Source organism: Hydrogenophaga sp., assembly GCF_051858985.1.
In the GTDB taxonomy this organism is placed as follows: domain Bacteria; phylum Pseudomonadota; class Gammaproteobacteria; order Burkholderiales; family Burkholderiaceae_C; genus Hydrogenophaga.
Genome location: NZ_JBHYGM010000004.1, coordinates 260894 through 281505, shown reverse-complemented (window position 1 = coordinate 281505; position 20612 = coordinate 260894). Strand labels below are relative to the sequence as shown.

The window sequence follows — 20612 nt, the reverse complement described above, 5'->3', positions numbered from 1 at the left end:
GCCGTGTCCGAAACCACCCAGGCACCCTTCACCCTGCGCGATGGGTTGAACCTGGCGCTGTACGACTGGCCGCTGCCCATGCGCTGGCGTCCGCGCGCGGTGGTTCTCATCGTGCATGGCCTGGGTGAGCACGCCTGGCGCTACGACCCGGTGGCCCACCGCCTCAACGAATGGGGTTTCTGCGTGCGGTCTTACGACCAGCGCGGCCATGGTGAGTCGGGCGGTGCGCGCGGCGTGCTTCCTGACGATGACGCCTTGCTCGACGACCTGGCCGAAGTGCTCGAAGACACCCGGCGCCACATCGCCGAGCCCTGGTCATGCCCGTTGATCCTCATGGGCCACAGCATGGGCGGCCTGGTGGCGGCCACGTTCGTGCAGCGCCGCATGGGGCAGGTCGACGGCCTGGTGCTCTCATCGCCGGCGTTCGACGCCGGCATTGGCTGGCTGCAGAAGAAGCTGATCGGCCTGCTCTACCGCCATGCGCCCAACTTCGCTTTGTCCAACGGGCTGGACGCCAGCAAGATCTCGCACAACCCGGCCACGGTGGAGGCGTACCGGAAAGACCCGCTGGTGCACGACCGCATCAGCGCGCGGTTGGCGAAGTTCATCGACGACAACGGGCCGCGCGTGGTGGACCACGCGCCGCGCTGGGCCGTTCCGACCCTGCTCATGTTCGCTGGAGACGATCGCCTCGTGCGGCCGGCCGGCAGTCGCGCGTTTGCAGCGGCTGCGCCTGCCGGCAGGGTGCACACCCAGGCCTTCGAAGGGCTCTACCACGAGATCTTCAACGAGGCCGATCCCTCGGCCGTGTTCGGCACGCTCAAGGCGTGGCTGGACGTCCAGGCGCCAGCGGGCTAGGCGCTTCGGCCGGCCTGGCGGCGCGACCATGCCAGCCAGATCAGTGCCAGGCCGGTCAGGGCCACCGGCACCAGCGATCCCACGTTGAGCCACTGCCAACCCTGCGTGGTCACCAGCGCGCCGGAGGCGAACGAGGTGAATGCCATGGTGGCGAACACACAGAAATTGATGGCCGCCTGCGCGCGGTCCTTTTCCTCGGGCCGGTAGGCCTGCAAGGAGAGCGTCGTGCTGCCGGTGAACAGGAAGTTCCAGCCCACGCCAAGCAGGAACAGCGCGATGAGGAACTGGTGCAGGTCCACGCCCGAGAGGGCAATGGCAATGCATGCCGCATTGAGCACCACGCCCACACCCATGATGGTGAGCACGCCGAAGCGCTTGATCAGGTGGCCGGTGATGAAGCCCGGCGCGAACATGCCGATCACATGCCATTCCAGCACCAGGGCGGCGTCTTCAAACGGAAAACCGCACACCTGCATGGCCAATGGCGTGGCGGCCATCAACAGGTTCATCACGCCGTAGCCCAGGGCCGCGCCGGCGGTGGCCACGATGAAGATCGGTTGCCGCATGATCTCGCGCAGCGGACGGCCCTGGTCGGCCTTGGCGGTCGGCGGAGGCACCGGTGGGAAACGCATCAGCCCGATCACGGCCATGGAGAGCACGGCCACGATGGCAAGCGACACATAGGCGCCCGCGAACGGCACGCCCAGCCAGTCCTTGGTGCGCGTGGCCAGGTTGGGGCCGAGCACTGCGCCGGCCAGCCCACCGGCGAGCACGAGGGACACCGCCTTGTCGCGAAAGGCCAGCGTGCTCAGTTCCGCGGCCGCGAAGCGGTAGAGCTGGCCATTGGCGCTGTAGTAGCCCGCGACTACGGTGGCTGCCACCAGCAACCAGAAGTTGCGATCCATCACCGCCCAGGCGCTCAGCAGCGCCGACGCCAGCGCGACCAGCAGCCCGATCTGGAACGACGCCTTTCGGCCAAGGGCGCTCTGGGTGCGTGCCACCAGCGGCGTGGACAGCGCACCGCCCACCACGTAGCCCATCACCGGCAGGGTGGCCATCCAGCCCAGCGGCGCGAGCGACAGCCCCACCAGGCCGTTGATGGCGATGAACACCACGTTGTTGGTCAGGAACAGCCCTTGCGCGCCCGCCAGCAGCCAGAGGTTTTTGTTCATGAAGCCAGCGAGACCACCAGCGCGGCCAACGCAGCCGTTTCCGCGCGCAGCACCCGCGGGCCCAGCGTCACGGGCACGAAACCCGCGGCCAGCGCCAGGGATTCTTCATGGGGATTGAGCCCACCTTCCGGACCGCTGAGGAAGCGGACCGGCGAAGCTGAGGAGGCACTTTGCAGCCAGCTGGCCAGTGGGCTCGTGCCCTGAGCCAGTGAAAGCAGGCAGCGCAACTCGGGCGCGGCGGCGTCCACCGGTGCCAGCGCCTTGAGCCATGCGGCCAGGTCGGCCACCTCGTGCACGTCGGGCACGCGGTTGCCGCCGCACTGCTCGCAGGCCGCCACCGCCACCGACTGCCAGTGCGCCTGCTTCCTGGTGGCGCGTTCCCCCGTCAGGCGCAGCACGCTGTGGGCCGTGTGCAGGGGTTGCAGGCTGGCCGTGCCGAGTTCGGCGGCTTTCTCCACCAGCCAGTCCATGCGCTCGTTGGCCGGCATGCCCAGGGCAAGGTGGACGGCTCGTGCCGGTTCGCGCTCGGTGGCGTGGTGCTTGAGCACGCTCACCGCCACATCGCTGCGGCCCATGCGCGTGATGGTGGCATCCCACTCGCCGCCCAGGCCGTTGAAGAGCACGATGCTGTGCCCCGGCTGCAGGCGCAGGACCTGCACATGCCGCGCCGTGGCCGGCGGCAGCGACAAGGCCTGCCCCTCGACCAGGCGCACGGGGCAGTGAAAGCGCGGCATGTTCAGACGCGGCCGAAGGCGTAGCCCGAAGCCGCCTGCAGGCCTTCGACCTCGTCGATCAGCTTGAGCAGAGGGCCGAGCGCGCGGTAGCGGTGTGCGGTGTGGCGGATGTAAGCGATGAAACGCGGCGTGTCGGCGAGGTACTTGGGCTTGCCGTCTCGCAGCGTGAGCCGCGCAAAGATGCCGGCCACTTTCAGGTGACGCTGCAGGCCCATCCACTCCACACCCCGGTAGAAAGCACCGAAGTCGCTGTGCCAGTCCTCGAAGTCCATCAGGCCGGCGGCGCGCGCCTTCTCCCAGTAACGCACGGTCACATCGATCACGAAGTCTTCGTCCCAGCTCAGGAAGGCGTCCCGCATCAGGCTGGCGATGTCGTAGGTGATGGGGCCGTGCACCGCGTCCTGGAAGTCGAGCACGCCCAGTTGCCTGGCCGGCGTGTCGCCCGGTTGGACGGGCAACATCAGGTTGCGCGGCATGAAGTCTCGGTGCACGTACACCTGCGGCGAAGCCAGGTTGTGAGCGACGATGGCGTCGAAGGCTTTGTGCAGCGTCTGCGACTGCGCATCGGTCAGCGTCAGGCCCTTGTGCTTCTGCAGGTACCAGTCGGGAAAGAGCTGCACCTCGCGTCGGAGCAGGGCGTCGTCGTAGGGTGGCAGTACGCCGGGCCGCGACGCCAGTTGCCAGGCCAGCAAGGCGTCAAGCGCCTGCATGTATCGGGCGTGGTTGGCCTGCGCGTGGCCAAGGTCCATGCCCTCCAGCATGGTGTGCCGCCCCAGGTCGTTCAGCAGCATGAAGCCCTGCGGCTCGTCCCAGGCCAGCACTTCTGGCACCAGCAGCCCCGCTTCGCGCATCAGTCCAGCCACGCGCACGAAGGGTTCGCAGTTCTCGTGTGCGGGCGGCGCGTCCATCACGATCAGGCTGTGCCCCGCCTGTGTGTCGATGCGCAGGTAGCGTCGAAAACTGGCGTCGGCCGAGGCCGGCCGAAGGGTGGCCGGCAACACGCCCAGGCTGCTCACCAGCGGCTCCAGCCAGGCCTGAAAAGCGGCTTGCCGGCCGGCGTCGGACCACGCAACAGCGGATGGGGGCAGGGTCATGGTGTTACAGGCTTCGGCTCAGCGGTCGTTCGTTCTGAGCACGTGACGGGCAGTGGATAATGCCTGCTGATTCTACAAACCCCCTGCTGGGCAGGCTGCCGGCTCGCGTGCGTGTCCAGGCAACCGGGCCAACGAAGTCTTTCTCCTTGAACCGTCGCACCGACCCGCAGCGCCCAGGGCTTGCTCACCACAGCAGGCGCGCTCCCCCACCCGTGGCTGCGCCCGTTGCGCGCGGCGTTCACGTCCTGCTCGCCTTGATCGCGCTGTCCGCCTCTGGCGCCGTGGGCGCGCAGTCGGGCGATGGCGACGAAGCGCCTGTGGCGCCCGTGACGCCTGCCCTCGGGCTCAAGCCCAGCACCATCCTGCAGGAGACCCTGCCCGAAGGCGCACGGCAGGCGGCGCCGACCTTCATTTCAGGCGACCGCATCGAAGGCCAGACGGAAGGGGTGACCGCGGTGGAGGGATCGGCCGAACTGCGCCGCCACGACATCCTCATCCGCGCCGACCGCCTGCAGATCAACCAGAGCAACAACGAGTCCCGCGCGACCGGCAACGTGTTCATCAACCGCGACGGCAACCGTTTCCGCGGGCCCGACCTGCAGCTCAACGTGGACACCTTCAAGGGCACGTTCACCCAGCCCACCTTCGATCTGCTCGAGAACGAAGGCAAGGGCGACGCCAGCCGCGTCGATTTCCTCGACAAGGACCATGCCGACGCTTTTGACGCGCGTTATTCCACCTGCCCGCGCACGCCCGGCGCGGAGTGGATGCCCGACTGGATGGTGCGCGCTTCGCGCATCGAATTCGACAACGTGGAGGAAATCGGCAAGGCCACCAACGGCGTGCTGGAGTTCCAGGGCGTGCCCATCCTCGGCGCGCCCTACTTCACCTTTCCGCTGACCGATGCGCGCAAGTCGGGCCTGCTACCCCCGACGCTGAACATCGACAACATCAGCGGACTGGAATTCACGCAGCCCTACTACCTCAACCTCGCGCCCAATTTCGACGCCACGCTGTACCCCACGTACATGAGCAAGCGCGGCGTCGACCTTGGCGCAGAATTCCGTTACCTGCAGCCTGGCTATTACGGCCAGGTGCGTGGGGCCTACATGCCCCAGGACCAGTTGCGCGATGCCGATCGCTGGGGTTACTCGCTGCAGCACCAGCAGAACCTGACGAACTTCAGCAACCAGCTGGGCGCCTATGGGACCGCGGGCCTGTACCTGAACCTCAATCGCGTGAGCGACGACGACTACTGGCGCGACTTTCCCCGCGCCACCACGTCGCTGACCACCCGCCTGCTGGCCAGCGACGCCGTGGTGAACTGGGGACGCGGACCCTGGGCCGTGAGTGCGGGCACCTACCGCTGGCAGACGCTCCAGGACATCGACGCGCCCATCACACCGCCCTACGACCGCCTGCCGTCGATTGCAGCCCGCTACGGCCAGGGCGACGCCCGCATCGCCGGGCTGGGCGGCTGGGACTGGTCCGTGCTCACCGAGTTCACGCGTTTCGAATCGAATCCGCTGCTCACGCGCCAGACCAACGGTTCGCGCACGCTCTCGGTGGCCGAGATCAGCCGCCGCTGGCTGGCTCCGGGCTGGTTCATCAAGCCGCGTGCGCAGCTGCATGCCACCCACTACAACTTCGACAACCCGCTGCTCAACGGGTCGCGCAGCGCCACGCGCGTGGTGCCCACCGCGAGCCTGGACAGCGGGCTCGTCTTCGAGCGCGATGCGAGCTACTTTGGGCGTTCCTTTGTCCAGACGCTGGAACCCCGGGCCTTCTTCACCTGGACGCCATTTCGCGACCAGAGCCTGCTGCCGAACTACGACTCCGCGACGATCGACTTCAACCTGGCGTCCATCTTTTCGGAGAACGTGTTCGGCGGCAACGACCGCATCTCCGACACCCGCGCCCTCACGCTGGGTGTGAGCTCGCGGCTGCTGGACCCCGACACGGGCGCTGAGATGGTGCGGGTGGGTGTGGCCCAGCGCTACCTTTTCCAGGACCAGAACGTCTTCCTGCCCAACGCCAGCGGCCTGCCCGGCGGCGATCCCGTGACCGAGCGGCTGAGCGACATCCTGGTGGCCACGCGGGTGCAGTGGAGTCCCCGCTGGTCGATCGACACCAACGTGCAGTTCAACCCGAGCAGTCGCGAGTCCGTGCGCACCACGCTGGGCGGGCGCTACACACCAGGCAACTACCGGGTGTTCAGTGCCGCCTACCGCCTGCAACGAGGCACCAGCGAACAGTTCGACATCGGCTGGCAGTGGCCATTGAACGATTTGTGGAGCACGCCCTCCTACGAAAAGGTGCCAGGCAGGGGCCTCGGCCCTGGCCAGTGGTACAGCGTGGGACGCGTCAACTACAGCGTGCCCGACAAGAAGGTGGTCGATCTGGTGGCTGGCTTTGAGTACGATGCCGGCTGCTGGGTCGGGCGCGTCGTGCTCGAGCGCCTCCAGCGAAGCGGTGCCACAGCCAACCAGCGTATCCTGTTCCAGCTGGAGTTCACCGGGTTCTCGCGCATTGGCTCCAATCCGCTGAGAACGCTCAAGGAAAATGTGCCGCGCTACCAGTACCTGCGCGAAGAAATCAACCCGCCCAGCCGGTTCCAACAATATGACTGACCGCTTCCCCCTCCACATCCGCCCGTCCATCTGGCTGGCATGTGCCACGCTGCTGTGGTCCCTTTCCGTTCAGGCGCAGGGGCTTCGCCCCTCCGGCCAGCTTGATGCGCCTCGCAGTGCGCCCGCTTCGGTGGGGTCGGCCAACGTGCAGGGCACCGCCGACTACATCGTGGCGCTGGTCAATTCCGAACCGGTCACGAACAACGAGGTTCGCCAGCGGCTGGTGCGGGTGGAACAGCAGATGGCCCAGCAGGGCGCGCCCATGCCGCCGCGCGATCAGCTCGCTCGCCAGGTGCTCGAGCAGATCATCAACGAGCGCATCCAGATCCAGCAGGCCACCGAGCTCGGCATCACGGTGAACGAGGCCGACGTCACGCAGGCCGAGCAATCCATCGCAGCGCAGAACCAGCTCAGCCCCGAGCAGTTCCGCCGCAGACTTGCGGCCGAAGGCGTGGAAATCAACCGGCTGCGCAACGACCTGCGCAGCCAGATCCTGCTGCAGCGCGTGCGGGATCGCCAGGTCGATTCGCGCGTTCGCGTCACGGAAGCCGACATCGACGACTTCATTCGCGAACAACAAGGCAGCGACGTCCTGGCCAACCTCGAACTCAACCTGGGCCACATCCTTTTCATCGTGCCTGAAGACGCCAGCGCGGCGCGCATCAAGGAGTTGCAGGACAAGGCACAAGGGGTGGCCGAGCGCGTGCGCGCGGGGGGGGATTTCGCACAACTGGCGCGCGAGTTTTCCGATGCCCCCGAGCGGGTGAATGGCGGGCAGTTCGGCATGCGGCCGGCCGAGCGACTGCCTTCGCTGTTCGTGGATGCCACGCGCTCCCTGAGCGTGGGCGCCATCGCAGGTCCGCTGCGCAGTCCTGCCGGTTTCCACATCCTCAAAGTGCTCGACAAGCGACAGGCCGGCATGCCCGACGTCAACGTCACCCAGACTCGCGCACGGCACATCCTTTTGCGGCCTGACGGCCAGCTCACCCAGGCCGACGCCGTCGCCCGCCTCAACGGCTGGCGACAGCAGCTCGCCAGCGGCCAGGGCAGCTTCGAGGCGCTGGCGCGCGAGCACAGCCAGGACGGTTCGGCCAGCCAGGGCGGCGATCTGGGTTGGGCCGGCCCCGGACAGTTCGTCCCCGAGTTCGAGCAGGCCATGAACGGTCTGCGGCCCGGCGAAGTGTCGCCACCGCTGGTGTCGCGGTTTGGCGTGCACCTGATCAAGGTCGAGGAACGCCGGCAGACGAAACTGTCCGCGCGGGAGCAGCGCGAGATCGTGCGTGGACTGGTGCGCGAGAAGAAGACCGAAGAAGCCCTGCGCGCCTGGGGTCAGGACGTGCGGGGTCGCGCGTTCATCGAATACCGCGAAGCGCCGCAGCGGTGATGCGCCCCGGGGCGGTTCCCTGTCGATGAAACACATTGCGCGCAAGCGCTTCGGCCAGCACTTCCTGACCGATGGCGGCATCATCGAAGCGATCGTCAAGGCCATTGCGCCGGAGCCCGGCGACGCCATGGTGGAGATCGGGCCTGGCCTGGCCGCCCTGACCCAGCCTCTGGTGGAGCGCGTTGGTCGATTGACCGTGATCGAACTCGACCGCGATCTCGCCTTGCGGTTGCGGGCTCACGGCTCGCTCGACGTCATCGAGTCGGATGTGCTGAAGGTGGACTTCACGGCGCTGGCCCATCGCCAGGCCGTGCCCGGCCTGCGCGTCGTGGGCAACCTGCCCTACAACATCTCAACGCCCATCCTTTTCCATCTCCTGGATCACGTCGGCGTGGTGAAGGACCAGCATTTCATGCTGCAGAAGGAAGTGATCGACCGGATGGTGGCCCAGCCCGCCACGTCGGATTACAGCCGGCTTTCCGTCATGCTCCAGTGGCGCTACGCCATGGACAACGTGCTGTTCGTGCCGCCGGAGAGTTTTGATCCGCCGCCCCGCGTGGACAGCGCCATCGTTCGGATGTTGCCGCTGGCCGATCCGCCAGACATCGACCTCGCGCATTACGGCGGGTTGGTGCAGACGGCATTCAGCCAGCGTCGCAAGATCCTGCGCAATACCCTGGGACGGTGGCTGGACGAAAAGGGATTCACCGGCGACTTCGACCTGCAACGCCGAGCAGAAGAAGTGCCTGTCAGCGAATACGTCAGCCTGGCGAAAAGCACGCAGGCATGAAAAAGCCCCGACAGGTGTCGGGGCTCATCCAGTGGCACCGAGGATCCGGCTCCGCCGGTCCTCAGGTGCCGCCCCCCGGTGGGGGGTGACGCGCCACTAGGTGCGGCGCGGGGGGCGACCCATCAGGCCGCTGCCAGCCAGTAGCCCGCGTTGAACGGGCTGCTCATGCGCAGGGCCATCGGGCTCACGTCCAGGATCTTGTCCGTGGGCATGGGCTCGTCGGTCGCCACCTCGATCGGCTCCTCGCCCTTGGGCGAACGCGCCACCGAGAAAGAATAGAAGCAGCGGAACGGGATCTTGCGATCGGACCAGTAGTCGGCGGCATCCCGGAAGATGTCGAGCAACTGTTCGCGCGCTTCCTTGTCGAACTTGGCGTGTGCCGGGATGTGCTCCAGCACCACGATGAACCCGGTCTGCGGACCCGACTTGTGCACCATGTCGGTCATGCAGTCGTAGAGCGCATCGAAGTTCTTGCCGAAGTGCGACGGCAAGGTGTACTGAGCAGCAATCAACTCCAGCACATCCTGCTTGCTCTGGGCCTTGGCCAGGTTGGCGTACAGGAAGTGATGCCCCAAGTGCTCGGCCGCGGCCTGCAGGTCTTTCACGCCGTGGGCGCGAATCGACTGAACGATATTGGGTCGTACGTTACGAAGTGGCGTGTCCATCTCCGCGTCTCTTTCTAAGGTCAAAGTTAAAAATCCGCTCACATCACCAAGACCTACTGCACCACCAGCCGGAAGCTGTTGTAGTGGTCTTCGGTGTAATAACACGCTTCAGGCCAGCGGGGTTTGAAGCCGCCGCACACGATCCGCCGGGCTCCCCGGTGACTCAGGCCCGGGGTGGGTACGGTGTATTCCCGGTAGTACCCACGCTTCTGGCCAGGCAGCAACCGTTCGCGATTGCCAAACACCGAGCCATCTTTCTCATACCGGAAGGGGCCGCCTTGCCGGATCAGGGCCATCACTTCCTGCCCTTGCGCTGGCAGCCGGGAGATCGACATGGACGCTGTTTCCAGCGCCGGAACTGTAGCTTCAGGTGATCGGGCCTGCACCATGACGGTGCACATTGCGACGCTCAAGGCGGCCACAATGGCTCCGATGGTCGCTCCCCTGACGCTCCCGATGCGAGTCCGGATCTGGTGCAGATCCATGAGCTTTCCCTGCCTTCTGATGCGATCAACCCGCGTTTCGCCGCCGGGCAAAATTAAGCTTTAAGGCTTATTTTGCGGGGCGATTCGGGGCGGGTTAACCCTGAAATCCAAGCGCGCTAGTGTGCCTGAGACAGGCCAAAAATGCAAGGGCTTGCTGAACAAGTGGGCAATTTCAGCGGTCTGAAAATGTGTGCAAAAGTTAGTGCTTGCTTTTACAAGAGGCTTCAACGGGAAACGTTTGCGTCGGCCACGGTCAGGGCCGTCATGTTGACGATCCGCCGCACGGTGGCGCTCGCCGTCAGGATGTGGACCGGCTTGTCGGCGCCCAGGAGAACCGGGCCGATCGCGATGTTGCCGCCCGCCGCGGTCTTCAGCAGGTTGTAGGCGATGTTGGCCGCATCGATGTTGGGCAGCACCAGCAGGTTGGCCGCACCTTTCAGGGTCGAATTCGGCATCAGGGCCTGTCGGGCCGCAGGGTCCAGTGCCACATCTCCGTGCATTTCGCCGTCGGCCTCCAGCCAGGGCGCCTGTTCGCGCAGCAGGGCCAGCGTGCGGCGCATCTTGACGGCGCTGGGCTCGTCGCTGGACCCAAAGTTGGAGTGCGACAGCAGCGCGGCCTTGGGCTCCAGGCCGAAGCGCAGCATCTCTTCAGCGGCCATGACCGTGATCTCGCACAGTTCCTCGGGGGTGGGGTCGTAGTTGACGTGCGTGTCGACCAGGAACACCTGGCGACCCGGGAGCATCAGGCCATTCATGCAGGCGTAGATGCGCACGTCCTGCGCGGTGCTGGGGCTACCGCCTTCGCGCTTGCCGATCACTTCGTCGATGTACTTCAGGTGCGTGTGGGTGGAACCCCACGTGCCGCAGATCATCCCGTCGACCTCGCCCTTGTGCAGCAGCATCGCGCCGATCAGCGTGAGGCGGCGGCGCATCTCGATCTTGGCGAGTTGCGCCGTCACGCCTTTGCGTTCGGTCATGCGGTGGTAGGTCTGCCAGAAGTCGCGGTAGCGGTCGTCCTGCTCGACGTTGACGATGTCGTAGTCGAGTTCCTCGCGCAGGCGAAGGCCGAACTTCTCGATGCGCTGCGCGATGATGGCCGGACGGCCGATCAGGGTCGGGCGCGCCAGGCCTTCGTCCACCACGATCTGGCAGGCGCGCAGCACGCGCTCTTCCTCGCCCTCTGCGTAGGCCACGCGCTTGCGCTCGGCCAGCTTCGCGGCAGCAAAGATCGGTTTCATGATCGTGCCGGAGGCGAACACGAAGCTCTGCAGGCGCTCGCGGTAGGCGGGCATGTCGGTCACCGGGCGCAGCGCCACGCCGCTGTCGGCAGCGGCCTGCGCCACGGCCGGCGCGATCTTCATCATCAGTCGCGGATCGAACGGTTTGGGGATCAGGTATTCCGGACCGAAGGCCAGTTTCTCGCCCGCGTAGGCGGCCGCGACCACTTCGCTCTGCTCGGCCTGCGCCAGCTCGGCAATGGCGTGCACCGCAGCGATTTCCATCTCGTCGGTGATGGTGGAGGCGCCCGCATCGAGCGCTCCGCGGAAGATGTACGGGAAGCACAGGACGTTGTTGACCTGGTTCGGGTAGTCGGTGCGGCCGGTGGCCATGATGGCGTCGTCGCGCACCGCCTTCACGTCTTCCGGCGAGATCTCGGGGTTGGGGTTGGCCAGAGCCAGGATGAGCGGGTTCGCGGCCATGCTCTTGACCATGTCCTGCTTGAGCACGCCACCGGCGGACAGGCCCAGGAAAATGTCGGCGCCGGCGATCACGTCGCGCAGGGTTCGGTGCTCGGTCTTCTGGGCGAACTGGATCTTGTCCTCGTCCATCAGCTCGGTGCGGCCCTCGTACACGACGCCGGCGAGGTCGGTCACCCAGATGTTCTCGCGCGGGATGCCCAGCTTGACCAGCAGGCCCAGGCAGGCGAGCGCCGCAGCGCCCGCACCCGAGGTGACGAGCTTGATGCTTTTCGGGTCCTTCTTCACCACTTTCAGGCCGTTGAGGATGGCCGCGCCGACCACGATGGCGGTGCCATGCTGGTCGTCGTGGAAGACCGGGATCTTCATGCGCTCGCGCAGCTTTCGCTCCACATAGAAACAGTCCGGCGCCTTGATGTCTTCGAGATTGATGCCACCGAACGTGGGCTCGAGCGAGGCGATGATGTCGACCAGCTTGTCCGGGTCCTTCTCGTTGATCTCGATGTCGAACACATCGATGCCGGAGAACTTCTTGAACAGCACGCCCTTGCCTTCCATCACCGGCTTGGCGGCGAGCGGGCCGATGTCGCCCAGGCCCAGCACGGCGGTGCCGTTGGTGATGACGGCCACCAGGTTGCCGCGCGCGGTGTACTTGAAGGCGTTGACCGGATCGGCCACGATCTCCTCGCAGGGCGCAGCCACGCCGGGCGAGTAGGCCAGGGCGAGGTCGCGTTGGTTGGTGAGCTGTTTGGTGGCGGCGATGGCCACTTTGCCGGGAATCGGGAACTCGTGGTATTCGAGCGCGGCGCGGCGCAGTTCGGCGCGCTTGTTCTCAGGGCTGTTGTCCATGCTCATGCTCGTGTCTCCAGCGAGTTGTTATCTTGCGATGCGGAACGGAATCGCGCATTCTAAAGCGGTGGCCGGGAAAACCCTAGTGCGTAGAACCGCGTAAAGCGATGCAACGCCTTTGACGATTCAGGAGGGAATGTGCCCGGCGGGCACGCAAAGGGCAAGGCGCAGTATGCGCCCGCGCCTCAGGCCGTTGCAGCCTGAGCGGGAAGTTCTGCGGGGTGCAGCTTGATGTGCGCCACAGCCTGGTGGGGCGTGCACTCCGACCACAGCGAGCGTGCGCCGGATTCGCATTGCCCGCACTGCGTGGCCACGCCAAGCTCGAGCTGGATGTCGTCGAATGCCATGCCCGACCTTGCACAACGTGCGATGGTCTGGTCACTGACGCGATGGCAAACGCAAACGATCATGGTGGCAGCAGGTGGGCGGGAGGATGAAAGCCTGCAAATGATAATTGATCGTATTCAATAGGCGTAAGAAACCCCGCTCGGTGGCGGGGTTTGCGTGGACAGACGGTGGGAGCGGGTCAGCTGACCGAGCCCATCTGGCTTTGCAGGTAGTTCGGCAGGCCCACCTTGTCGATCAGCTCGATCTGGGTCTCGAGGAAGTCGATGTGCTCCTCGGTGTCGTCCAGGATGTCCTGCAACAGGTCGCGCGAGACGTAGTCGCGCACGGTCTCGCAGTGGGCGATGCCGTCCTTGATGGTGGTCTGCGCGCCTTGTTCCAGTGCCAGGTCGCTTCTCAGGATCTCCGGCACGTTCTCGCCGATGTTGAGCTTGCCCAGGTCCTGCAGGTTGGGCAGGCCGTCGAGCGTGAAGATGCGGTCCATCAGCTTGTCGGCGTGCTTCATCTCGCCGATGGACTCGGCGTATTCCTTGGCGGCCAGCTTGTCCAGCCCCCAGTGCTTGAGCATCCGGTAGTGGACGAAATACTGGTTGATGGCGGTCAGCTCGTTCTTGAGCTGGGCCTGCAGATGGCCGATGGCCTTCGCGTCGCCTTTCATGGGCAATCCTTTCGATTTTTTTTGGAAACAGGGTCGCATTGTGCGCGTTGCGGCCGCTGGTTTCAGTCTTGAGAATCGATTCGACTTGCAAATGCGAATCGTTCGCATATACTCTCGGTTCGCCAGCCAACGTCCGGGTACCAAGCCCGGGGTCGCGACGCCAGCCTTGCCCTCCAACCCTGGACCCTGGTGCTGTCGTGAACCTCCTGCTTTCATCTTCCTGTTCCCTTGCTTTTCCCATCGTTTCCCGTCAGCGACTCAGCCCGCTGTTCCTGGCCTGTGCGGCCGCCCTCGCCGCGCCCGCCTGGGCACAGTCGAATTCCGGCACCTTGCGCGAGGTCGTGATCAGTGGGGCCCGCAGCGAACGCGCGCTCGACGATGTGCCTGCGGCCATCGATGTGCTGACCGAGGAAGACCTCGATCCGGCGAGGGTGCAGAACATCCGCGACCTCGTGCAGGAATTGCCGAACGTGAGCGTGAAGCGCGCGCCCGTGCGTTTCGGTGGCGTGAGCGGCAATGTCGGCCGGGACGGCAACGCCGGGTTCAACATCCGGGGCCTGGAAGGCAACCGCGTGCTGCTGACCATCGACGGCATCCGTGTGCCGCGCGAACTCAACAGCGGTGTGTTCGGCCCGGCCGCCTTCGGACGCGACTACTACGACCTCGGCCTGATCTCGCGCGTGGAAATCCTGCGGGGCGCCAATTCGGCGCTGTACGGCTCCGACGGCCTCGCCGGCATGGTGGCGATGTTCACCGCCGAGCCCCGAAGCCTGCTCAAGCCGGGCCAGACATTCGGCGGGCGCGTGGGACTCAGCCACGACGGGCAGGACGAGACCCGCCGGCTCGGCCTCACGCTGGCGGGCGCGCCGAGCGACACCCTCCAATGGTTGGGCAGCGTGCAGGTGGGCCGCAGCGAGGCGCTGGACAACCAGGGCACCGACTATTCGCTCAACAGCAATCGCACGGCACCGAATCCGCAGAAGGACCGAAACCTGGCCCTGCTGGGCAAGCTGGTGTTCACGCCTGGTGGCGGACAACGCCATGTGTTCACCGCCGAGCACGTCGACAAGCGCAGCGACGTGGAGGCCTACACCGGTCGCACGCCCGTGGTCACCGCCGCCACGCATGTGGGCGACCTGGATGGAACGGCGGACATGGTGCGCAGCCGGGTGAGCTGGGATGCCCGCTTCCCCGTGACCTCGGCCTGGGCCGACGAAGTGCGCACCATGGTCGGACTGCAGTCCTCCGATTCGCAGGAGGTGGCGCGCGAGTTCCGCCCCTTGCAACCCGCGGCCACACAGAACCGGGTGCGCGACGTGACCTACAGCGAGCGCACCTTGCAGGCGGTGCTGCAGGCTGAAAAACTTCGAACGCTCAGCAGCACCTGGTCGCAAAAACTGGTGTACGGCGTGGACGTGTCGCGCGCCGACATGGACAACCTGGTCACCGGCGTGAACGGTCCCGCCTACGAAACCTATCCGCTCCAGCGATTCCCCAAGACGGTGGAGACGACATCGGCGCTGTTCGTGCAGAGCGAATTCGCCAGCGATCGATGGAGCCTGATCCCGGCGCTGCGCTACGACCACGTGGCGCTCGACGCCCAGTCGAGTCCCCTGTACCCGCTGCAGCCGGCCAGCCTGTCCAACAGCGCGCTCACGCCGAAGATGGGCGTGATCTGGCGCGGTGGCGGCGAACGCTGGAACCTGTTCGGCACGCTGGCGGCCGGCTTCAAGTCGCCCAGCCCGCTGCAGCTCAACAACTACTTCCAGAATCCGCTGGGCAACTACGAGACGATTCCCAATCCCAACCTGCGTCCCGAGAAGAGCCGCTCGCTCGAACTCGGCGCGCGAGGCAAGTCCCAAGGGTTCGACTGGGAGGCGGTGGCTTTCACCGGTCGCTACAAAGACTTCATCGAAGACCTCGTCACGGTCCAGACCACGCCCAGGCTGCAGTTCCAGTCGGTCAACCGGCAGTCGGTGACGCTGCGTGGCTTCGAACTGAAAGGCTCGGCCCGCCTGAGCGCCAGCACCTCGGTACGCGCCGCCTATGGGCAGACCCGGGGCACCGACACGAGCACGGGCCTTCCCTTGAACTCGGTGAACCCCGCCAGGCTGGTGCTGGGCGTGGACCAGCGCGTGGGCGACTGGTCATTCGGGGCTTCGCTCATCCACAGCCTCAGGAAGTCTGCCGAGGACATCGACACCACGGCCGCTGCCAACCAGTTCGCCACGCCGGCCTACACCACGCTGGACCTGCGCGCGAGCTGGCAGATGACGCGATCCACGCGCCTGAGCGCTGCGATTCACAACCTCACCGATCGCAAGTACTGGGAGTGGACCAATGTCCGCGGCATCGCCGCAAATTCGCCGGTGCTGGACGCGTACAGCGCGCCGGGCCGCGCCTTGTCGGTGGCGCTCGTCACCACGTTCTAGCCCTTTCCCAAGGAGACCCGCATGCAGGACCAGACACCGCCCGACCACATGGACGAGGAATACCACCTGCCGAGCGTCGAAGCCCTGCTGGCGGGCACCCTGGCCCTCATGACCGGCTATGCCCAGAGCGCGCGCGATTGTCCGCATCGTGCGCTCATGGCCGACAAGCTGGTCTCCAACCTGTTCTGCCTTTCGGGCCATCCCCAGCTCTCCGTGCCCATGCAGACCATGCTCGCCAACCTTCGCACGCGCTGGCAGGTCGAGCTGGAGCACAGCGCGAACGGTGCCGAGGTGGCGGGCCGGCCCACGGCGCTGTGGCATGCCGTGCCCGCCAGCGTGCAGTGACCTTTCTTTTCTGTTTCCCCTCGCGAGGACATCACCATGAACACCCCAGAAGACATCCGCACCGCTTTCCAGGTCCGGCGTGAGAGCGGGCTGCGCGCGCGCGAGGCCGCCGAAGCCATCGGCGTGAGCGAAGGCGCGGCCATGGCCGCCCACGTGAACGCCTCCCAAGGCCCGCTGAGCGCCATGCCCTTGCGGCCCGACTGGCTGGAACTCCTGCAATCCCTTGAGGTCTGCGGTCCGCTCATGGCGCTCACGCGCAACGACAGCGTGGTGCACGAGAAGACGGGGGTCTACCAGAAGCTCTCGGCCAGCGGCCATGTGGGTCTCGCACTCGGTGAAGCCATCGACCTGCGGCTTTTCTTCAACCAGTGGCACGCGGGCCTGGCCGTGACCGAGCGGCCGAAGTCGCACAGCGGACCCGTGCAACCCAGCCTGCAGTTCTACGACCGACATGGCACGGCCGTCCACAAGATCTTCGTGCGCGAGCAGACCGATGTGGCGGCGTGGCAGCAGGTGATCGCCCGCTTCGCCGAGGCCGATCGGGCGGTCGAATTCCAGCCCCCCGCTGCAGCGAAAAACCCCGTGCCCGCGCCAGCAGTGGACACCGCAGCCTTCCTGTCGGCCTGGGGCGCCATGACCGACACCCATCAGTTCTTCCCCCTGCTGCGGCAGTTCGGGCTGGAGCGCCAGCAAGGGTTCCGGCTGGTGGAAGGCCGCTACACCCACCGCGTCGAGAAAGCTGCCGTGCGGGAACTGCTGGTGGAAGCGGCGTTCGACGGCACGCCCATCATGGTGTTCGTGGGCAGCCCAGGCTGCATCCAGATCCACACCGGGGCGGTCAGGCGGGTCGAGCCCATGGAAGTGCAGGGCAATACCTGGCTCAACGTGCTCGATCCGGGCTTCAACCTGCACCTGCGCGAAGACCTGATCCACAGCGTGTGGGTCGTGGAGAAACCCACCAGCGATGGCGTGGTCACGTCGGTCGAAGCCTTCGACGCGCGCGGCGAGCTCATGGCGATGTTCTTCGGTGCACGCAAGCCGGGCCAGGCCGAACTGGCGGCCTGGCGCCACATCGTGGCCCACCTGCAGGCGTCGTCGCAAGCCACGGAGTTGGCATGATCCCGCGGCGAAGCATCTGCCTGGGGGGCGCCGCAGCGCTGCTCACGTCGGGACCCGGCCGCGCGCAAGCGCCGCTGCCGCGGCTGATCACCGTGGGCGGCGGCATCACGGAAGTCGTGTATGCGCTGGGTGCGCAGGACCAGCTGGTGGGCACGGACACCACCAGCCTGTACCCGGTGGCTGCCTTGTCCACGCCCAAGGTAGGCTACATGCGCCAGCTCTCGGCCGAAGGCCTGCTGTCCCTGCGGCCCGACGCCGTCATTGCCGGCAGCGACGCTGGGCCACCGGTGGTGATCGACCAGCTGCGCAGCGCCGGCGTGCGCGTGGAGCTGGTGGTTTCCGACCACAGTTGGGCCGAAGTCGGGCGCAAGGTGTCGGCGGTGGGCCGCGCTTCCGGGCGCGAAGCCGCCGCGCGCGATCTGCAGGCGCGGCTGGACGCGCGCTGGCAGTCTGTGGCAGAGCGCGTGCGCGCCGCGAAAGGGCCAGGCCCGCGGGTGTTGTTCGTGCTCTCGCACAGCGGCAGCCCCACCGTGGCGGGCGAGCAGACGGGAGCCGACGCCATGATCCGTTTCGCGGGTGCGCGCAATGCCCTGGGCGGCTTCAAGGGCTATCGGCCCATGACGGGCGAGGCCATGGCCGCCGCCGCGCCCGACGTGATCCTCACCACCACCCAGGGCATCGAGGCGCTGGGTGGTGAAGCCAAGTTCTGGCAACGGCCTGAACTCGCGCTCACGCCGGCCTATCGGCGCCGCGCTTCCCCGGGGGCGCTGGTGCACGTGGATGCGCTGGAGCTCATCGGCTTCGGCCCTCGGCTGCCCGATGTGGTGGAGCGGCTGCACGAAAGCTGGCGCACGGCATGAGCGCTCCGATGCCCTTCGTCAATGTGCGCACGCCATGCCTGGCGCGCGCCGTGGCCGACTACACCCAGGTGCTGGGATTTGAGTGCCTGCAGCAGGTGCCCGGCGTCTACGCGCGCCTGGTGCACGGCCCGTTGTGTGTGCAGCTCTGGGCGTGTGGCGCCGCGCCGGGGCGCTGGGAGCGCGTCTCTGCGCAGCACAAGCCTTTCGAACCAGGCCACCACCGAGTGGAGATCCTGGGGATTCATCGCCTGCACGAGCGCCTGCGACGCGCACTGCTCGCGCCGGGTCGCACGTCTTTGGCCGGGCGCACGGCGTTGTACGGGCACCGGCTCGATGCCGCCACCCCCCAATGGCAGCCCTGGGGCGCCTGGGAAGCGTGTGTGCAGGATGTCGATGGCAACGTGATTCACCTGATCGATCGCGCAGCCTGCGGCCCCGATCCGGCCTGGCATTCGCTTTCCAGCGCGCAGCGCACGCCGCCATGACCACGTCCGCCACCGTGGCCCTGTCGTCCGGCCCGCCCGGGGCGCGCCGCCTCTCCGGTCCCGCGTGGTTGCTGGGCCTGCTGGTCCTCCTGGTCGTCACGCTGCTGTGGGCGAGTGGCCAGGGCGCCTACAGCCTGCCGCTGGGCGCCCTGCCGGGTGTCCTCATGGGCATGGGCAACGGCGCTGCGCAGAGTGGCGCCGAACTCGTCTTCTTCAACATCCGCCTGCCACGCCTGGTGCTGGGCCTGGTCGCGGGTGCCGGGCTGGGCCTGGCCGGCGCCATCATGCAGGGCCTGTTCCGCAATCCCCTGGCCGATCCCGGCCTGATCGGCGTGAGCGGCGGCGCAGCGCTCGCTGCCGGCGTCACCATCGTGCTGGGCAACGTGTGGTTTCCCGATCTGCCACGTGCCATGGGCAGCTGGACGCTGGTGCTCATGGCGTTTGGCGGCGGCCTCTCGGTGACCGTGCTCATCTACCTCCTCTCGCGCGGCGAGGGCGGGACGCGTGTGGGGTTGATGCTGCTGGCCGGCATCGCCGTCAATGCGCTGGCCGGTGCAGGCCTGGGCCTGCTCAATTTCCTGGCCACCGACGAGCAGTTGCGCAACCTGCAGTTCTGGCTCCTGGGCAGCCTCGGTGGTGCCCGCTGGAGTGCCGTGGCGCTGGTGGGCGCCATCACCGTGTGCGCTGGCCTGCTCGGTCTGCGCCTGGCCCGTTCGCTCAACGCGCTGGCGCTGGGCGAAGCGCAGGCTGTGCTGCTCGGCGTGCCGGTCGAGCGCGTCAAGCAACTGGCCATCGTGGTCACCGCGCTGGCGGTGGGCGCCGTCACTGCCACCACCGGCATCATCGGCTTCGTCGGTCTCGTGGCGCCGCACATGGTGCGCCTGCTGGCCGGGCCCGACCACCGCTGGGTGCTGCCGGGCTCGGCACTGCTGGGCGCGGTGCTCGTGCTGTTGGCCGATGCGGTGGCCCGCACCCTCCTTCAACCGGCCGAATTGCCGCTGGGCGTGCTCACGGCGCTGGTGGGCGTGCCGTTTTTCCTGGCGTTGCTGCGCGGTGCGCCCGGGAGGCGGCTTTGAACGCCCGCCTGCTCGATGCCGACTGGCGCAGCGCCTGCGGCGACCTGCCCGCTGGCGAGCGACCGCTCTGGCTGGACGACGACGACGATCAGCCTGCCGCCGACACCGGCCTGCCCGAAGGCATCGGCCTTCACGCGCGCGGCGTGGTCGTGCGCGCTGGCAGCAGCACCCTGCTGGATGGTGTGGACCTGCAACTCGCACCCGGCGAGGTGGGCGTCATCCTGGGGCCGAACGGCGCCGGCAAGTCGACGCTGCTGGCCGTGCTGGCGGGTCTGCGCGCCCCGGACCAGGGAAGCGTCTCGCTCAACGGTCAGGCCGTCACACCCGCAGGCGCGGGATCGCTGGCGCGCCATCGCGCGGTGTTGCCGCAGGAAACCGCCGTGGCCTTCGACTTTCGCGTGCAGGAGGTGGTGGAGCTGGGCCGCTACCCGCACATCCACGCCCCCTCTGGGCACGAGAAAGACATCGTGCAGACGGCGATGGCCGCCACCGGCGTGGCCACCCTGGCGCAGCGGTCGGTGGGCAGCCTCAGCGGCGGCGAACGCGCGCGGGTGCAATTGGCGCGCGTGATGGCGCAGATCTGGGAACCCCGGGCGGATGGCGCGCCGCGCTGGCTGTTGCTGGACGAACCCACCGCAGCGCTTGATCTGCGACACCAGCACGACACCCTGCGCACGGTGCGTGGCTGGGCGCGCGAACAGGGCGTTGGCGTCGTCGCGGTGCTGCACGACCTCAACCTGGCGCTGCGCTACGCCGACCGCGCCTGGGTGCTGGATGGCGGCGTGCTGCAGGCCAGCGGCGCGCCGGCGAACGTGCTCACACCACGCATGGTGCAGCGTGTGTGGCAGGTGCAGGCCAGCGCGGTGCGCGCCGGCGATGGCGTGGCGCAGCTCTTGATGGCCGCCGGGGACACGCCTTGATGGCGCAGCGCGCG

The 20612-nt window shown here is 67.0% G+C and carries 18 protein-coding genes and 1 pseudogene; 11 read left to right on the top strand and 8 right to left on the bottom strand.

Annotated features, from left to right (window positions below; genetic code table 11):
* Positions 1-3 precede the first annotated feature (3 nt).
* Positions 4-858 (top strand): alpha/beta hydrolase, encoded by an 855-nt coding sequence (locus ACTIEY_RS18320; protein ID WP_439520583.1) that lies wholly within the window; start codon positions 4-6, stop codon positions 856-858.
* Here ACTIEY_RS18320 and ACTIEY_RS18315 read toward each other — a convergent pair.
* From ACTIEY_RS18315 to ACTIEY_RS18305, 3 genes are read right to left on the bottom strand one after another with little or no spacing between them, the layout of a single operon-like run.
* A complete protein-coding gene (locus ACTIEY_RS18315; protein ID WP_439520582.1) occupies positions 855-2030 on the bottom strand; it encodes an MFS transporter in 1176 nt (391 codons plus the stop codon). The genes ACTIEY_RS18320 and ACTIEY_RS18315 overlap by 4 nt on opposite strands.
* Positions 2027-2764: a 16S rRNA (uracil(1498)-N(3))-methyltransferase gene (locus ACTIEY_RS18310; protein WP_439520581.1), complete on the bottom strand. Its 738-nt coding sequence runs from the start codon at positions 2762-2764 to the stop codon at positions 2027-2029. The genes ACTIEY_RS18315 and ACTIEY_RS18310 overlap by 4 nt, the downstream gene beginning before the upstream one ends.
* A gap of 2 nt (positions 2765-2766) precedes the next feature.
* Positions 2767-3858, bottom strand: coding sequence for an aminoglycoside phosphotransferase family protein (locus tag ACTIEY_RS18305; protein WP_439520580.1), 1092 nt, complete (start codon positions 3856-3858; stop codon positions 2767-2769).
* A gap of 146 nt (positions 3859-4004) precedes the next feature.
* Here ACTIEY_RS18305 and ACTIEY_RS18300 point away from each other — a divergent pair, with 146 nt between their 5' ends.
* Genes ACTIEY_RS18300 through rsmA form a run of 3 tightly spaced genes read left to right on the top strand, consistent with a single transcriptional unit; the run spans position 4005 to position 8662 of the window.
* Entirely contained in the window at positions 4005-6488 is a 2484-nt protein-coding gene (locus ACTIEY_RS18300; RefSeq protein ID WP_439520579.1) for an LPS-assembly protein LptD, read from the top strand.
* The gene (locus ACTIEY_RS18295; RefSeq protein ID WP_439520578.1) at positions 6481-7872 is read left to right on the top strand and encodes a peptidylprolyl isomerase; all 1392 of its coding nucleotides are present in this window, start codon (positions 6481-6483) and stop codon (positions 7870-7872) included. Before ACTIEY_RS18300 ends, ACTIEY_RS18295 begins: the two co-directional genes overlap by 8 nt.
* Positions 7873-7897: 25 nt before the next feature.
* Positions 7898-8662 (top strand): 16S rRNA (adenine(1518)-N(6)/adenine(1519)-N(6))-dimethyltransferase RsmA, encoded by a 765-nt coding sequence (gene rsmA / locus ACTIEY_RS18290; RefSeq protein ID WP_439520577.1) that lies wholly within the window; start codon positions 7898-7900, stop codon positions 8660-8662.
* Between the two features lie 269 nt (positions 8663-8931).
* On the opposite strand, the pseudogene ACTIEY_RS18285 reads toward rsmA, so the two are convergent.
* The 5 genes and pseudogenes from ACTIEY_RS18285 to bfr form a co-directional block, all read right to left on the bottom strand.
* Positions 8932-9327 (bottom strand): annotated as a pseudogene (locus ACTIEY_RS18285) (barstar family protein); the annotation flags it as partial.
* Positions 9328-9380: 53 nt separating this feature from the next.
* Positions 9381-9812: a ribonuclease domain-containing protein gene (locus ACTIEY_RS18280; protein ID WP_439520576.1), complete on the bottom strand. Its 432-nt coding sequence runs from the start codon at positions 9810-9812 to the stop codon at positions 9381-9383.
* A 224-nt stretch (positions 9813-10036) separates the two neighbouring features.
* Entirely contained in the window at positions 10037-12364 is a 2328-nt protein-coding gene (locus ACTIEY_RS18275; protein ID WP_439520575.1) for an NADP-dependent malic enzyme, read from the bottom strand.
* 179 nt (positions 12365-12543) lie between these two features.
* Positions 12544-12768: a (2Fe-2S)-binding protein gene (locus tag ACTIEY_RS18270; RefSeq protein ID WP_439520574.1), complete on the bottom strand. Its 225-nt coding sequence runs from the start codon at positions 12766-12768 to the stop codon at positions 12544-12546.
* A 116-nt stretch (positions 12769-12884) separates the two neighbouring features.
* Positions 12885-13361 carry a bacterioferritin gene (bfr, locus tag ACTIEY_RS18265; RefSeq protein WP_439520573.1) on the bottom strand — a complete coding sequence of 159 codons (477 nt, stop codon included), beginning with the start codon at positions 13359-13361 and terminating at the stop codon, positions 12885-12887.
* 197 nt (positions 13362-13558) lie between these two features.
* On the opposite strand from bfr, the gene ACTIEY_RS18260 reads away from it, so the two are divergent.
* Genes ACTIEY_RS18260 through ACTIEY_RS18230 form a run of 7 tightly spaced genes read left to right on the top strand, consistent with a single transcriptional unit; the run spans position 13559 to position 20598 of the window.
* Positions 13559-15793 carry a TonB-dependent hemoglobin/transferrin/lactoferrin family receptor gene (locus tag ACTIEY_RS18260; protein WP_439520572.1) on the top strand — a complete coding sequence of 745 codons (2235 nt, stop codon included), beginning with the start codon at positions 13559-13561 and terminating at the stop codon, positions 15791-15793.
* Positions 15794-15814: 21 nt separating this feature from the next.
* On the top strand, positions 15815-16138 hold the full coding sequence (locus tag ACTIEY_RS18255; RefSeq protein WP_439520571.1) for a hypothetical protein: 324 nt from the start codon (positions 15815-15817) through the stop codon (positions 16136-16138).
* 36 nt (positions 16139-16174) lie between these two features.
* On the top strand, positions 16175-17257 hold the full coding sequence (locus ACTIEY_RS18250) for a hemin-degrading factor (RefSeq protein WP_439520570.1): 1083 nt from the start codon (positions 16175-16177) through the stop codon (positions 17255-17257).
* Entirely contained in the window at positions 17254-18117 is an 864-nt protein-coding gene (locus tag ACTIEY_RS18245; RefSeq protein WP_439520569.1) for a heme/hemin ABC transporter substrate-binding protein, read from the top strand. Before ACTIEY_RS18250 ends, ACTIEY_RS18245 begins: the two co-directional genes overlap by 4 nt.
* Positions 18114-18602 (top strand): hypothetical protein, encoded by a 489-nt coding sequence (locus tag ACTIEY_RS18240; RefSeq protein ID WP_439520568.1) that lies wholly within the window; start codon positions 18114-18116, stop codon positions 18600-18602. The genes ACTIEY_RS18245 and ACTIEY_RS18240 overlap by 4 nt, the downstream gene beginning before the upstream one ends.
* Entirely contained in the window at positions 18599-19678 is a 1080-nt protein-coding gene (locus tag ACTIEY_RS18235; RefSeq protein ID WP_439520567.1) for a FecCD family ABC transporter permease, read from the top strand. The genes ACTIEY_RS18240 and ACTIEY_RS18235 overlap by 4 nt, the downstream gene beginning before the upstream one ends.
* Positions 19675-20598, top strand: a complete 924-nt coding sequence (locus ACTIEY_RS18230; RefSeq protein ID WP_439520566.1) for a heme ABC transporter ATP-binding protein — start codon at positions 19675-19677, stop codon at positions 20596-20598. Before ACTIEY_RS18235 ends, ACTIEY_RS18230 begins: the two co-directional genes overlap by 4 nt.
* Positions 20599-20612: the final 14 nt, after the last annotated feature.

Bases quoted from the DNA above. Each gene is read 5' to 3' on its own strand.
- ACTIEY_RS18275 (WP_439520575.1), bottom strand. From the start codon at position 12,364: ATGAGCATGGACAACAGCCCTGAGAACAAGCGCGCCGAACTGCGCCGC.
- ACTIEY_RS18245 (WP_439520569.1), top strand. From the start codon at position 17,254: ATGATCCCGCGGCGAAGCATCTGCCTGGGGGGCGCCGCAGCGCTGCTC.
- ACTIEY_RS18315 (WP_439520582.1), bottom strand. From the start codon at position 2,030: ATGAACAAAAACCTCTGGCTGCTGGCGGGCGCGCAAGGGCTGTTCCTG.
- bfr (WP_439520573.1), bottom strand. From the start codon at position 13,361: ATGAAAGGCGACGCGAAGGCCATCGGCCATCTGCAGGCCCAGCTCAAG.
- ACTIEY_RS18255 (WP_439520571.1), top strand. From the start codon at position 15,815: ATGCAGGACCAGACACCGCCCGACCACATGGACGAGGAATACCACCTG.
- ACTIEY_RS18295 (WP_439520578.1), top strand. From the start codon at position 6,481: ATGACTGACCGCTTCCCCCTCCACATCCGCCCGTCCATCTGGCTGGCA.
- ACTIEY_RS18310 (WP_439520581.1), bottom strand. From the start codon at position 2,764: ATGCCGCGCTTTCACTGCCCCGTGCGCCTGGTCGAGGGGCAGGCCTTG.
- ACTIEY_RS18280 (WP_439520576.1), bottom strand. From the start codon at position 9,812: ATGGATCTGCACCAGATCCGGACTCGCATCGGGAGCGTCAGGGGAGCG.
- ACTIEY_RS18250 (WP_439520570.1), top strand. From the start codon at position 16,175: ATGAACACCCCAGAAGACATCCGCACCGCTTTCCAGGTCCGGCGTGAG.
- rsmA (WP_439520577.1), top strand. From the start codon at position 7,898: ATGAAACACATTGCGCGCAAGCGCTTCGGCCAGCACTTCCTGACCGAT.
- ACTIEY_RS18240 (WP_439520568.1), top strand. From the start codon at position 18,114: ATGAGCGCTCCGATGCCCTTCGTCAATGTGCGCACGCCATGCCTGGCG.
- ACTIEY_RS18235 (WP_439520567.1), top strand. From the start codon at position 18,599: ATGACCACGTCCGCCACCGTGGCCCTGTCGTCCGGCCCGCCCGGGGCG.
- ACTIEY_RS18270 (WP_439520574.1), bottom strand. From the start codon at position 12,768: ATGATCGTTTGCGTTTGCCATCGCGTCAGTGACCAGACCATCGCACGT.
- ACTIEY_RS18305 (WP_439520580.1), bottom strand. From the start codon at position 3,858: ATGACCCTGCCCCCATCCGCTGTTGCGTGGTCCGACGCCGGCCGGCAA.